The following is a 14,481-nucleotide window of genomic DNA, read 5'->3' on the forward strand; positions in this document are numbered from 1 at the left end:
AAAACTGATCTGCAACCCTTCTTTAAGGGTTCAGATATTTTCAAATGAAAAAACCCCGTCTAAAAAAATCAGACGGGGTTTTTCATTTATAATCAGATTATAATCTTCTGCGTTGTTTTTCTTTAATGATCAAACCAAGCTCTCTGCTCGTTTGTCCGGCGATAGAAGTGTTTTCCTGCGCTCTTCTGAAAAGATATGGCATAACCGCTTTAATTGGCCCGTAAGGAACATATTTAGCTACATTATAACCCGCATCAGAAAGGTTAAAGCTTAAGTTATCACTCATTCCCAATAATTGTGCGAAATACACATGAGGATGGTTGTGCGCTACCTTGTGTTTATCTAACAAGTTTGCAAGTACCCTACAGCTGTCTTCATTGTGCGTACCACAAACAATAGCAATCTCCTCAATATGAGCCATGCAATAGTTTAATGATTCGTCATAATCTTTGTCGGAAGCCGCTTTAGTTGGTTGAATTGGAGATAAATAACCCATTTCTTCCGCTCTTCTGCGTTCTTTCTCCATGTAAGCACCTCTTACCATTTTCACACCAAGGATATAACCGGCTGCTTTAGCGATCAAATGATCTGCTTTCATATCAGCTAGTTTATCATGACGGTACATTTGATAAGTATTGTAAATGATAATACGTTCTCTATTGAATAAACGCATCATATCAATTGCCAGCTCATCAATGGTATCCTGAATCCAGGTTTCTTCTGCATCCACCATGATTGGTACATTTTTATCGTAAGCTACGCTGCAAATCTTTTCGCATCTGGCTTTCACTTTAGCATATTCTGCTTCTTCGGCAGCTGTTAAAGCTTGTTTTGCATCTAATTTTTCTAATAATGCGAAACGACCGATACCGGTTACTTTAAATACAGAGATTGGCAGACGTTTGTCGCCAGCCGCTCTTTCAATCGTTCTGATGATCTCTTCACAGGTAAAATCAAATACTGATTCTTCCTCTTCTCCTTCTACAGAATAATCCAGAATGGTACCTACATTTCCGACAGCAAGTTGCTCAATGGTGCGTTCACACTCTGCAATTGTCTCACCGCCACAAAAATGTTTAAAAATAGTTGCCTTGATGATTGATTTAATAGGCAAGCCTATGTTCAGGAAAAAATTGGTGATTGGAGGACCAACTTTTGTTAGAAAATTACTACTGATTACTTTAAAAAGCCAATATCCAGCGTTTAGATCTGAATTTGATTGGTTACGGAAAGCAACCTCAGTGTTGTCAAAGTTTAGTGTTTTTTTGGGGGAAAGTTCCATTTAAGTCGTATGGTTAGTCATATTGCATGCAAAAGTATAAATTCCACGGCTATCCATGGTACAACGCTTTATAAATAATTGTAAATTTGCAGGTATAATGATAGAATTCAAATTAGAAGGTGAGTTTATTCCACTCATTCAGTTGCTAAAAGCAACTTCACTAGTACAAAGTGGTGGCGAAGCACAAACAGTTGTAGAAGACGGTTTGGTAAAATATAATGGTAAAGTAGACTTTCGTAAGCGATTGAAAGTGCGCGTAGGCGACGTAATCAGCTTTATGGGTCAGCAAATAAAGGTAATTTAATGAACGTTATAGAAAGCTCAGGCCATAACATTCATTTCGAATCGGAACTTGCGCCATTAGCACAAATCATAGAAGAAGGTAACTACAGCAAGGTATTTATCTTCGTAGACCGGAATACTTCGGAATTTTGTCTGCCTTTATTACAAGGAATGATGGACGATTATTCCAACTTCGACCTGATTGAAACCGATCCTGGAGAAGAGAACAAAAACATTGATTTTTGTATTGGTATCTGGAAGACCTTATTAGATTTTGAAGCAGATCGCAAATGTTTGATGATCAACCTCGGTGGAGGTGTGATTACAGATATGGGTGGTTTCATTGCTTCAACTTATAAAAGAGGCATTGATTTCATCAATATTCCAACCACTTTACTGGCGCAGGTAGATGCTTCTGTAGGCGGTAAAACGGGTATCGACATTGATAATGTAAAGAATATGGTGGGTACTTTTGCCCTTCCACAAGCGGTATTTATCGAAACGGCCTTCCTGAAAACACTTCCTGAAAGAGAATTGCTATCCGGATTTGCGGAAATGATTAAACATGGTTTGATTGTAGATGCTGATTATTATGAGCGTTTAAAGGCTGCTGACTATAAAAACATCGCTCCGATTGAGGTTCACCGTTCGGTAGAAATCAAGAATGTGGTGGTTACTGAGGATCCTCAGGAAAAAGGTCGTCGTAAAATCTTAAACTTTGGTCATACGATTGGTCATGCAGTAGAAAGTTATGCCCTGATCAATGATAAAGCGCCGCTTACCCATGGGGAAGCTATCGCGATAGGAATGGTTGCGGAAGCTTATTTATCAAGCACAAACAACACCCTTTCTAAAGAAGAATTAGCCGACATTACCGGATATATCTTAAGTATTTACCCTGCATATCACATCAAAAAAGAGAGCTTTACTGACCTTTTAGGATTCATGCAGAGTGATAAAAAGAACGAACATGGACAAATTATGTTCTCTTTACTGAGTAAAACAGGTGCTTGTGATTATAATTGTATCGTTACGGAACAGCATATTCTGGATGCTTTAGCATACTATAATAATCAGGCTAAATAAGGCGCAGAAACTATTTTAACTGCGTTTTTTAGAAAAAAAATACCGGGTACTTTTGAGCAAAAACAGCTAATGTTTTGTAAGACAACAAATAACACCCGATACACCATAAATAATTTTTTTAAAGAAAGTATTGACAAATTAAATTTTGTTAGTACATTTGGAAAAACGAAAACGAAAAAACAATCGAGATGAAAAATGTTACTACATATTGGTTTGGTTACTTTTACTATTTTAGTAAGAGCCGGGACTGATATGCAACATGAATCATAAGATAAGAGTGTATATGAAAAGTCCCGGCCTAAAGCCGGGACTTTTTTTTTAACCCAAAAATTTAAACCCGCAGAAGCAAATTACAACACCTCTTCCGCAAAGCTTAAAGAACCACAGAAAATTCAATCAGGCAAAATGAAACAGAAAAAAACAAGAGTAGCAATTCAAGGTATTAAAGCGTCATTTCATGAAGAAGCCGCTTTCAAGTTCTTCGGAAAAGATATTGAAACCATAGAATGTAATTCTTTTAAGCAGACTTGTGAAAGCCTGGAAAATAAGCAGTCTGATTTTGTGATCATGGCTATTGAAAACTCTATTGCAGGAAGTCTTTTACCAAATTACACCCTGATCCGCGAATACAATTTCGCAATCGTTGGTGAAGTTTACCTGCCGATTCAATTGCACCTGATGGCTTTACCTGGTGTTAAATTTGAGGACATTAAGTATGCAACTTCCCACCCGATTGCGATTCGTCAGTGTGTAGATTTCTTCGACGACTTTCCAAACATTCAGGTGATTGAAAGTAACGATACAGCGGCTTGTGCAAAACGCATTAAAGAAGAGCAATTAACAGATACAGTAGCTATCGCAAATACTTTAGCTGCAGAATTATACGGACTAAACATCATCGAAAGAAGAATCGAGTCCAACAAAAAGAATTATACCCGTTTCCTTGTGCTAAAAAAAGACAAAACAGATGATCTGGCGGAAATCAATAAAGCGTCGATCTGCTTCCAGGTAGGTAACCATGTTGGTGCCTTATCTAAAGTCCTTAACATCTTCGCAGAGCAGGATGTGAACTTAACAAAAATCCAGAGTATGCCTGTTCTTGGAAAGAGAAATGAGTACTACTTCTACGTAGATATGGAATGGACGAACAATGAGCAATACGACAAAGCGATCCGTCAGACCTTAAAATACACGGTAAACTTCAATATCATGGGAGAATACATGAGAAACGATAAAGTATAATAAATAGATAACCCTTCATAAAACATACAAACATTAAACCCCAAAAAAGATGAAATTACAATTGAACATCCAGCCAATCAGTACTTGGTTGAACACCAACAACGAACCACTAATCATTTCAGGACCATGTAGTGCAGAAACTGAAGAGCAATTATTAACTACGGCACATTTATTAGCTGCTACAGGTAAAGTATCTGTACTTAGAGCTGGTATCTGGAAGCCACGTACCCGTCCGGGAGAATTCGAAGGTATCGGAAGCATCGGATTAGAGTGGTTAAAAAGAGCTAAAGCAGAAACAGGCTTACCTACAGCAGTAGAAGTTGCCAATGCAAAACATGTGGAAGAAGCTTTAGCCGCTGGTGTAGACATCCTTTGGATTGGTGCACGTTCAACTGTAAATCCATTCTGTGTACAGGAAATTGCTGACGCTTTAAGAGGTGTTGACGTTCCGGTATTGGTAAAAAACCCTGTTAATCCTGATCTTCAGTTATGGATTGGCGCATTAGAGCGTATCAATGGTGCTGGTATCACTAAATTAGGTGCTATTCACCGTGGTTTCTCTTCATTCGAGAAAAGCTCGTTCCGTAACGAACCAATGTGGGAACTTGCTATTCAATTGAAAACATTATGTCCTGATCTTCCGATCATCAATGATCCAAGTCATATCTGCGGTAACCGCGAATTAATCCCTTACATCTCACAAAAAGCGCTTGATTTAGACATGCAAGGTCTAATGATTGAGTCACATGTTGATCCTTCAGTAGCCTGGACAGATGCAAAACAACAAGTTACTCCTGCTGCTTTAAGCGAGTTAGTAGAGCGTTTAACTGTTCGTGAACCAGAATCTCAAAACGAAGTATTTGTAGATCAATTGGCTGACTTACGTAAGCAAATCGACAAAATCGATGATCAATTGTTACAGAAACTAGGTGAGCGTATGGCGATCGTAGGTAAAATTGGTGAGTTCAAACGTGATAATCAAGTAACGATCTTACAAGTTAACCGTTGGGATTCTATCATGAACAAAGGAAAAGCATTTGCAAAAGCCTTGAAATTAGACTTGAACTTCACTGAGAAATTCTTAGAATTGGTTCACGGTGAGTCTATCCGCAAGCAAACAGAAATTATGAATGCTGGCAAAGCAGAAAAAGGCATTGCAGCAGAAACACATACAGAAGTTAAATCTTAAGAATGAGTAAGCATGCACTTGTTTCTTTTACCGGAAACACAGAAATCCATACAGAGATCACCCTTACGGGTTCAAAAAGCGAGTGCAACAGGGCATTAATCATTAGTGCTTCAAGTAAAGGAGCGGTTAAAGTAGAGAATATGTCTATCGCTGCCGATTCCGTTACACTTGAACGCATCTTAAATCAGATTTCAACCGCAACTCCACATCAACAAACCGTTGATGTGGGACCTGCGGGTACTGCCATGCGCTTTTTAACGGCTTACCTTCCCACCCTTCCAGGGCAGTTTTTGCTGACTGGTACTGAAAGAATGAAACAACGTCCGATCGGTATTCTGGCAGAAGCTTTAAAAGCAGTAGGCGCCGATATCAGCTATGCTGAAAAAGATGGCTTTCCGCCATTGAATATTCAAGGCCCCTTAAAACAAACCACAGCTACCGTAAAAATTAAAGGTGACATTAGCAGTCAGTATATCTCTGCTTTGTTAATGATTGCCCCAACATTGGAACAGGGCCTTACCTTACAGATTGAAGGCGAATTAACTTCCCTTCCTTATGTAAACATGACCTTGAATATGTTGCAGGAAGCTGGCATTAGTCATGCCTGGGATGGCCAGAATATCAGCATCAAACCACAACCTTTTAAGCCTGCAACGTTAGTAGTTGAACCAGATTGGAGCGCTGCTTCTTACTGGTACAGCATTGCTTGTCTGGCTTCGAAAGCAGAAATCTCGCTGCCTTATTTAAAGGAAAAAAGCTTGCAGGGCGATAGCCGCATCAGGTCTATCATGACTGCTTTTGGTGTAAAAACTGCAACTACCGCTGAAGGAATTACACTTTCCTCTACAGATAAAGATTTTGGCGATGAGGTTTTAGACCTTAAAGATTGTCCGGATTTAGCACAAACGATTATCGTTTGCGCGGCTGCTTTAAAGCAAAATCTAGCTTTCACCGGACTGGAGACTTTAAAAATTAAGGAAACTGACCGTGTTAAAGCTTTACAAAATGAACTTGCAAAAATTGGTGTAACTTTAAATGAGGACAACCTTGTTTATACTTTAAACTGCGAAAACCTTCATTTCCCTGAGCGCGTTACTTTCGGTACTTACGAAGATCACCGCATGGCGATGGCTTTTGCTCCGCTAAGTTTGCTGATCAAAGAAGTGGTACTGGAAGAAATGGATGTGGTAGAGAAATCATACCCTGACTTTTGGAAAGACCTGGAAAAAGCAGGATTTACAGTTACAGTGATTTAAATTAACCTATAAAAAAAACTAAAAATGGCAGGTAATACATTCGGACAATTATTTCGCATCAGCACTTTTGGCGAATCACATGGTGCAGCTATTGGTGTTATTTTAGATGGCTGTCCGGCACAATTGCCCATAGATCTGGAGTTTATTCAGTCGGAACTGGACAAGCGCAGACCCGGACAATCAAAAATCACTACGCAAAGAAAGGAAAGTGATACTGTTCAGATTCTTTCTGGTGTATTTGAGGGTAAAAGTACCGGTACTCCTATTGCAATGCTGATTCCGAATGAAGATCAACGCAGTAAAGATTACAGTCACAATACCGATGTTTACCGTCCTTCTCATGCTGATTACACGTATGATGCGAAGTATGGTATCCGCGATCACCGTGGTGGTGGCCGTTCCTCTGCCAGAGAAACTGCCGCACGCGTTGCTGCTGGTGCCATTGCCAAGTTGTTTTTAAAACACCATGGTATTGAAATCTTTGCTCATGTATCCGCAGTAGGTAAGATTAATGCGCCAAATCTGGAAGCTTCTTTATCTGTTGATGAGCTATTAGCTGTCAGAGAAGAGAATATTGTACGTTGCGCAGATCCGGCTACGGCAAAGGAAATGATCGAATGTATTGATGAGATTAGAAAAGATGGTGATACTATTGGTGGAAAAGTAAGCTGTATCATTAGAAACTGTCCGGTTGGCTTAGGCGAACCTGTTTTTGATAAGTTACATGCAGACCTTGGAAAAGCGATGTTGAGCATCAATGCGGTACATGGTTTCGAATACGGTTCAGGATTTAGCGGAAGCGAAATGAGAGGATCGGAACATAATGACATCTTCCTTGTCGGAAAAGATCAGCCTAAAACATTAACTAACTTCTCCGGAGGAATTCAGGGAGGTATCGCTAACGGGATGGAGATCGACTTTACAGTTGCATTTAAGCCGGTAGCAACGATTATGCACAACCAACAGACCATTAATGCAGCTGGTGAAGCCGCAGAAATTAAAGGGAAAGGTCGTCATGATCCATGTGTGGTACCACGTGCAGTTGTGATTGTAGAAGCCATGGCAGCTTTGGTATTAGCAGATCAGTTACTTAGAAATAAAAGCAGTAAACTGGATTAATTGAATTGATTGGCTTTCATGCTGATCAACAAATGAGTCATAAAAAAAGGTGTTCTGTTGAGGAACACCTTTTTTTTTATGACTATTACAGTCGCTTTTATGATCGTAACTTCTTAAAAAGGAAGCTTCATTGAGCGATTAAAATATAGCTGGAAACTTAGCTGCATTATGTTCGTGCATCATTTGATAAACAGTTTCTACGATATCATCTACAGAAGGTTTAGTGAAATAATCACCATCAGAACCATACGGAGGACGATGTGCTTTGGCACTGATCGTTTTTGGCTGTGCATCCAGGCTATAATAACCTTTTTGTTCTTCTAAAATCTGTTGTAAGATAAAAGCAGATCCACCACCCGGCACATCTTCATCTACGACCAATAGTTTATTGGTTTTAGTTAAGGATTGCGCACAAAGTTTATCGATATCAAAAGGCAGTAAAGTCTGAGGATCGACGATCTCTACAGAAATACCAAAATTAGCCAGTTCTTCTGCGGCTTCTTCTACCACTCTCAATGTTGATCCGTAAGAAACAATCGTGATATCTGATCCTTTTTTAATCAGCTCTGCTTTACCTAATGGAACGGTAAAATCGCCAACATTTTCAGGAAGTTTCTCTTTTAATCTATAACCGTTAAGGCATTCGATGACTAAAGCAGGTTCGTCAGATCTGAACAAGGTATTGTACATACCCGCAGCTTGTGTCATATTACGGGGTACACAGATGTGTAATCCACGCAATGAACCAAGAATCAGTCCCATTGGAGATCCGGAGTGCCATACGCCTTCCAGTCTATGTCCGCGGGTTCTGATGATTACCGGTGCTTTTTGTCCGGCTTTGGTGCGGTATGATAAACTTGCCAAGTCATCAGACAATACATTCAGGGCGAATAACAGGTAATCCAGGTATTGAATTTCAGCGATTGGTCTTAAACCTCTCATTGCCAATCCGATTCCCTGTCCAACAATAGTCATTTCTCTGATTCCGGTATCGGTAATTCTTAAATCGCCATACTTAGCCTGTAGACCAGCAAAACCCTGATTTACATCACCAATAGCACCTAAATCTTCCCCGAAAGCCACTAATCTTGGATCGCGGCCAAAGTTGGCATCAAAACAAGCGTTTAGCAATTCGCGGCCATCTATCATTTTGCTGGAATCGTTGTACTCAGCAGGCAATTCCTTAACTAAGAACGGGCTTTCTTTTCCGTCGGTAAATAGTTTCGAATTATATCTTTCGGCGTTAAGTTCACTTTGTTCCGTGTACCATTCCAGTAATTCTGTTCTTTCCGCTGATAAGTTTTGAACGGTTAAGCGCAATGCTTTTCTGGCGGAAGAGATCACTTCTTTACGCATTGCATCCGGCGTACTGGCCAATTGCGCGGTAATTTTGGTGATTGCAGGATTTCCGTTAGCGACCTTATTAATCAGGTCAATAGCCTGGTCTTTTTCAGTTTTTATATCGGCAAGGAATTCATCCCATGCTTCTTTTTGGGTATCACGAACCATTTTCTTAGCCGTGTTTTCGATTTCCACAAGTTCTTCTTCAGAGATAATGGCTGATTCGATCATCCATTTACGCATCTGAACGATACAATCGTACTCTTTTTCCCATTCTAAACGCGCTTTATCTTTATAGCGCTCATGAGAACCAGAAGTAGAATGTCCCTGTGGTTGTGTCACCTCAGTTACGTGGATCATTACAGGGACATGTTCTGTACGGCATGCATCGATCGCTCTTTGGTAGGTTTCACATAAGGCAGGATAATCCCAGCCTCTTACTTTATAAATCTCATATCCATCACCATTTTCATCTCTTTGGAAGCCTTTGAGTATTTCGGAAATGTCTTCTTTGGTAGTCTGATATTTTGCAGGCACAGAAATTCCGTAACCATCGTCCCAGATAGAGATGGCCATTGGGATTTGCAATACTCCGGCTGCGTTGATGGCTTCAAAAAAGATACCTTCAGAAGTAGAAGCGTTACCAATTGTTCCGAAAGCCACTTCATTTCCTTTTACGGAGAAGTTTTTCAGGTAATCCAGTTCTTCATTTTGTCTGAATAATTTGGAAGCATAAGCTAATCCGACTAATCTAGCCATTTGCGCACCTGTAGGAGCAATATCTGAAGAGCAGTTTTTCATGGCTGTCTGATCTTTCCAGTTTCCGTCCTCATCAATGGTACGGTTTGCAAAGTGACAGTTCATTTGTCTGCCTGCGGATGCAGGTTCAGCTTCCACACTAGGGTTGGCGTATAATTGGGCAAAAAATTCTTTGATGGTACAAATGCCTGTAGCAAATGCAAAAGTCTGGTCTCTGTAATATCCAGAGCGCCAATCTCCATTCTTAAAGGCTTTGGCCATGGCAATCTGAGGAATTTCCTTTCCATCACCAAAAATACCAAACTTCGCCTTGCCCGTTAAAACCTCCTTACGACCTAATAAACTGGCTTGTCTACTTTCGAAAGCTATTTTATAATCGTTTACCACAATAGTCTTAAAGTCCTCAAAACTTAACTCTGAAGCGTCAATAGGATTGGTAGTAGGTGTAATATCCGGCATCATAAGCAATATTAGTTAGGTCGCAAAGATACATAAAATCTAAAGTATGACTTATGGCTGTTCTGTAATTTATATATTGGAATACTTTTTGATTTATGAATCAAAAGTTTAAATTTGCTTTAAATCACCATAATCATGAAAAAGTTATTACTATTATTTACATTAATTTTAGGAGTAAGTGTTGCTACTAACGCTCAAACAAAACCAGCTGAGTTCAAATTTGACAAGGAGCTGAACGATTTTGGTAAAATCCCTGTTAATAAAGCTGCAACGATTGAATTTAAGTTTGTTAACACTGGAGATCAACCACTAATCATTTCAAAAGTAGAGACTACTTGTGGTTGTACTGTTCCTGAATACACCCAGGTTCCAATTAAAAAAGGAGAAGCGGGTACAATTAAAGTTACTTATAACCCAACTGGTGCTGCAATGCCATTTAGCAAAGCGATTACGATCACTTCAAACGCTAAAACCACTACTAAAGTTTTATACATTAAAGGTGAAACTGTAGCTGCTCCAACTAAGTAATTTTATAAACGATATTTTTTATTAAGACCTCGTTCTACAACGAGGTCTTTTATTTTTGCGATATGCCTAACATTTCAGAAAAAGGGGTTCAAATGCCCGCATCACCAATCAGAAAGCTAACTCCATTTGCTGACCAGGCAAAAAAAGAGGGCAAAAAAGTCTTTCATTTAAACATTGGACAACCAGATATAGCTACACCAGAAGGCATGTTAAATGCCATCAAAAACATAGATTTCGATGTTTGGGCTTATACCCCATCAGAAGGAACACTTGCTTACCGAACCAAATTAGCAGAATACTATAATAAATTAGGTTATAACATCACTCCTGCAGATATTTTAGTAACTGTTGGTGGCTCTGAGGCGATTACTATCGCGATGCAAACCTGCGTAAATGAAGGTGATGAGATCATTATTCCAGAACCTTTCTATGCAAATTACAATGGCTTTGCCTGTATGAGCAATGTGGTGGTAAAACCGATCTTATCGCATATTGAGAATGGCTTTGCCCTTCCTCCTATCGCTGAGTTTGAGAAATTAATCACGCCTCGTACCAAAGCAATCATCATTTGTAACCCGAATAACCCTACTGGTTATTTATATTCAAGAGAAGAATTAGAGGCCTTGAAAGAACTTTGTCTGAAATACGATTTATTCTTATTCTCTGATGAGGCTTACCGCGAGTTCTGCTACGATGGAAAAGAGTTTATCTCTCCAATGCACTTAGACGGTCTGGATGAAAATGTTGTTGTTCTGGATACTGTTTCAAAAAGATACAGTGCTTGTGGCGCAAGATTAGGTTGTTTAATTACTAAAAACAAGGAAGTGATCCAATCGGGATTAAAATTTGCACAAGCAAGGTTAAGTCCGGGTATGGTGGAACAAATTGCTGGTACCGCAGCTGTGGATACTCCTGATAGTTATTTTGAAGCTGTAAACAAAGAATATACGCTTCGCAGAGACACTATTGTAAAAAGATTAAACGCTATTGAAGGTGTTTTTTGTCCGAATCCAGGTGGTGCATTTTACGTGGTAGCGAAGTTCCCGATTGATGATGCTGATGTATTTTGTCAGTGGATGCTGGAAAGCTTTGAACATGAAGGACAGACAGTTATGATGGCTCCTGCTACAGGATTCTACTCTACTCCAGGTTCCGGAAAAAACGAAGTGAGAATGGCATACGTGTTAAATACGGATGATATTAATAAGTCTATGGACTGTCTTGAAATTGCATTAAAACAATATCCTGGTAGAACTATGGCATAAATTTCGTAGATTTGTGTTACTAACACATGGGGCCGTTTTGGATTTGACAGGGTGGCGCTACGTATGTTAGCATGCAGTGCGTTGTACGGAGAGCACTTAAAAGAGAACGTTCACACTATAATTGGCGAAAATAACTACGCCTTAGCTGCCTAATTTAGAATTTCGCTAGCTTTTGTCCCTCTGACTGCTGCATTGTTAGGTTAGAATATGGGGCATCGAAATAACAATGCTGGCTGCTATAAGGTATGGTATAGCGGCGAGATAAAATACCTAAGGAAAAAGACAAGGTAGGTTTCCGGCCCGTCTGCTCCCGACAATAAATTGGAAAACAAGCATGTAGAAGGCATAACTTAACACACAACTGGACAAGGGTTCGAACCCCTTCGGCTCCACCCAGAGGGGAATCATTCATGATTCCCCTTTTTTTTTCTTAAAAAACAACCATTTCTCCTTAATTATCAATGAGTTATGATCGAGCATCTGTAACATCATAGGTGTTCGATAGATACCCTCAAAATAGTATAAATTGCTGTCGAACACCAATTTTACTAATTCTCTCTTTCCGGGCAAATCAGCTTCAGTATAAACATACTTCCTATCAGTAAGCAGGTCAAGATGTCTTGCCACTTTCGCCATAGCAAACTGTCCCTTCAGAGTTAAGGTACCTTACTTATGACCTTAATAATTATTAACAGTTAAATAAAAAAAAATAAACGATAATTTATAAAAAACTATGATTACATTGGATTAAAATTATCACAATTATGAAAAAAACATACGCTCTCTCAATTGTTAGCTTTTTTATTTTGCTAATGACATTTTATGCTTGTCAAAAACAAGAAACTGTACCTCTTCAAAATTCGGATCAGATTAAAAATGCTCAAGATTGGTTTAAAACACAAAAAATAACAAATTATTCCCCAGAATGGGATAAAGCAAAAATTGTTAAAAACCTTAAAACCGAATACATGGTTTTGAAAATCAACTACCCGATTGATCCGTTAAAAAACAAGATAGAATCCTATTTAGTAATCACCGGATCAAATGGGTCTTTCACAGGTAAAATCATTGAATCCATAAATTCAGATATTAAAGAGGATCAATACCCAATTCTATTTTCTTATTTATTTGAAGAAAAAATAAACACACCTAATATCCAAGGGGAAATATTATCATTCGACATAAATCATAAATTCATTTAGGGCTACGACTTCAATGGCACACAAAAGCCTAATAAATTATCTCTTTCACAAGGAAATCCACTAGATAAATCAAAATTAAATGCAGGAAAATTAAAGTCATATGATCATGAAATGGCTTCATGTGTAGATTGGTATTTGGTTACAAGGGTCATTGCAACTGGGGAAATGGTAAATTCCGTTTATTTATATTCAGAATGTACCGGTGGAAGTGGAGGTGGTGGCGGCGGCGGAGGCGGAGAGGGAGGATCAACCATATCCTATCTAACAAGGGAATTGAATACGGAAGCTGTAAAACAAAAGTTTCCCTGTGTAGATAAATTGATTCTTCAAGTAATCTTTGGATTAAAAGAGATGACCATCTTCGTCTTACCATTTATATCCGAACTTAGACCCACTATCACCTATACGACTGGGAACTTACAATGGGGCAGTCCAACAACCGGAGGAACTTTCATGTTAGGAAATGCCACCTATGATCCACAGAGTAGAGCCCAGTTGTCCTCAGTTGTTACACTAAATGAGCAAATGTTAAAAGAAAGTTCTCCATTATTAATTGCCGGAGCAGCAGTACATGAGACAATGCATGGCTACCTAAACTATAAGATAACTTTAGCTACTAATGAAATGGAAGAATCTTTTAAATATTCAGATAATTGGCTATTAAAACTAAGTGCCTACCATGATCGAACCAGTGGATCTAATACTACTCAGCATACCAATATCCTTATAAATTATTTTGATGATGGTTTAAAAGTACTTGGCGCCTGGAATAAAATATATGGAGGAAATTATGATGAAAAAGATATGGCTATGGCTATGATTTATGGCCTAGACCATGCAGATACTCATTCTCCTCAAACGTTGGTTGATAAAATTAACGAGGCGTACTCGAAAATAAAAATTAAATACAATATTTCTGACCAAGATTTAAACACATTCAAAAATAACAACCTATTTTCAAATAATAAAATGGCTACAACCGGATGTAACTAAAACTTAAAGTAATGAGACACATAATAATAATTTTATTTACCTACCTTATTCTAAGTCCCAAAGCTTCAGAAGCTCAAGTCGATGATTTTAAAAGAACTAACATTTACTATTTCCTTGATACTGCTGCCGTGCCTATAAAGGACAGGATCTTTGAAATTGACAATAATGGATCAACAATATATTATAACATTTTATGTATGTGCTACCCCTGGCAGACAAATATCAGATTCTTTTCAACTAGGGTATCGAAAACTCGGCCTCTCGCATTAGATGAATTTAATAAAATTAAGACAGCATCTATTCTAGACCTTATAAACATTGGAATCCAATTCGGAAAAGAATTAATAGTTAAATACAACTTTTTCATTATTGAGCCAGTAGGCAAAGAAATGAGAATAACAGAAGTAACTTTAGCGTATCCTCGTAAACCAAAAACCCATTCGACGATAATAGAAGTTAAACCGTTAAAGAATTGACC

The 14,481-nt window shown here is 38.6% G+C and carries 13 protein-coding genes and 1 other RNA gene; 12 read left to right on the plus strand and 2 right to left on the minus strand.

Annotation, left to right across the window (positions count from 1 at the left end):
• Positions 1-97: 97 nt before the first annotated feature.
• A complete protein-coding gene (locus R2Q66_RS06170; protein ID WP_316747130.1) occupies positions 98-1,282 on the minus strand; it encodes a proline dehydrogenase family protein in 1,185 nt (394 codons plus the stop codon).
• 97 nt (positions 1,283-1,379) lie between these two features.
• On the opposite strand from R2Q66_RS06170, the gene R2Q66_RS06175 reads away from it, so the two are divergent.
• The 6 genes from R2Q66_RS06175 (at position 1,380) to aroC (ending at position 7,456) form a co-directional block, all read left to right on the plus strand.
• Entirely contained in the window at positions 1,380-1,586 is a 207-nt protein-coding gene (locus tag R2Q66_RS06175; protein WP_265842157.1) for an RNA-binding S4 domain-containing protein, read from the plus strand.
• The gene (gene aroB, locus R2Q66_RS06180; RefSeq protein ID WP_316747131.1) at positions 1,586-2,650 is read left to right on the plus strand and encodes a 3-dehydroquinate synthase; all 1,065 of its coding nucleotides are present in this window, start codon (positions 1,586-1,588) and stop codon (positions 2,648-2,650) included. Before R2Q66_RS06175 ends, aroB begins: the two co-directional genes overlap by 1 nt.
• 405 nt (positions 2,651-3,055) lie before the next feature.
• Positions 3,056-3,892, plus strand: coding sequence for a prephenate dehydratase (locus tag R2Q66_RS06185; protein WP_316747132.1), 837 nt, complete (start codon positions 3,056-3,058; stop codon positions 3,890-3,892).
• 49 nt (positions 3,893-3,941) lie between these two features.
• Complete coding sequence (locus R2Q66_RS06190; protein WP_265841978.1) at positions 3,942-5,081, plus strand: chorismate mutase; 1,140 nt, start codon at positions 3,942-3,944, stop codon at positions 5,079-5,081.
• A 2-nt stretch (positions 5,082-5,083) separates the two neighbouring features.
• Positions 5,084-6,337, plus strand: coding sequence for a 3-phosphoshikimate 1-carboxyvinyltransferase (locus R2Q66_RS06195; protein ID WP_316747133.1), 1,254 nt, complete (start codon positions 5,084-5,086; stop codon positions 6,335-6,337).
• A 24-nt stretch (positions 6,338-6,361) separates the two neighbouring features.
• A complete protein-coding gene (aroC, locus tag R2Q66_RS06200) occupies positions 6,362-7,456 on the plus strand; it encodes a chorismate synthase (RefSeq protein ID WP_316747134.1) in 1,095 nt (364 codons plus the stop codon).
• Positions 7,457-7,594: 138 nt separating this feature from the next.
• On the opposite strand, the gene R2Q66_RS06205 is transcribed toward aroC, so the two are convergent.
• Positions 7,595-10,018: a thiamine pyrophosphate-dependent enzyme gene (locus R2Q66_RS06205; RefSeq protein WP_316747135.1), complete on the minus strand. Its 2,424-nt coding sequence runs from the start codon at positions 10,016-10,018 to the stop codon at positions 7,595-7,597.
• A gap of 132 nt (positions 10,019-10,150) precedes the next feature.
• Between R2Q66_RS06205 and R2Q66_RS06210 the strand changes: the two genes are divergently transcribed.
• The 6 genes from R2Q66_RS06210 to R2Q66_RS06235 all read left to right on the plus strand — a co-directional run bounded on the left by R2Q66_RS06210 (position 10,151) and on the right by R2Q66_RS06235 (position 14,479).
• Positions 10,151-10,543, plus strand: coding sequence for a DUF1573 domain-containing protein (locus R2Q66_RS06210; protein WP_316747136.1), 393 nt, complete (start codon positions 10,151-10,153; stop codon positions 10,541-10,543).
• Between the two features lie 62 nt (positions 10,544-10,605).
• Complete coding sequence (locus R2Q66_RS06215; protein ID WP_316747137.1) at positions 10,606-11,808, plus strand: pyridoxal phosphate-dependent aminotransferase; 1,203 nt, start codon at positions 10,606-10,608, stop codon at positions 11,806-11,808.
• Between the two features lie 28 nt (positions 11,809-11,836).
• Positions 11,837-12,203: a transfer-messenger RNA gene (gene ssrA / locus R2Q66_RS06220) on the plus strand.
• A gap of 369 nt (positions 12,204-12,572) precedes the next feature.
• Entirely contained in the window at positions 12,573-13,010 is a 438-nt protein-coding gene (locus R2Q66_RS06225; RefSeq protein WP_316747138.1) for a hypothetical protein, read from the plus strand.
• A gap of 111 nt (positions 13,011-13,121) precedes the next feature.
• A complete protein-coding gene (locus R2Q66_RS06230; RefSeq protein WP_316747139.1) occupies positions 13,122-14,003 on the plus strand; it encodes a hypothetical protein in 882 nt (293 codons plus the stop codon).
• Between the two features lie 11 nt (positions 14,004-14,014).
• Positions 14,015-14,479: a hypothetical protein gene (locus tag R2Q66_RS06235; protein WP_316747140.1), complete on the plus strand. Its 465-nt coding sequence runs from the start codon at positions 14,015-14,017 to the stop codon at positions 14,477-14,479.
• Positions 14,480-14,481 lie beyond the last annotated feature (2 nt).

Source organism: Pedobacter gandavensis, assembly GCF_032677645.1.
GTDB lineage: Bacteria > Bacteroidota > Bacteroidia > Sphingobacteriales > Sphingobacteriaceae > Pedobacter > Pedobacter gandavensis_A.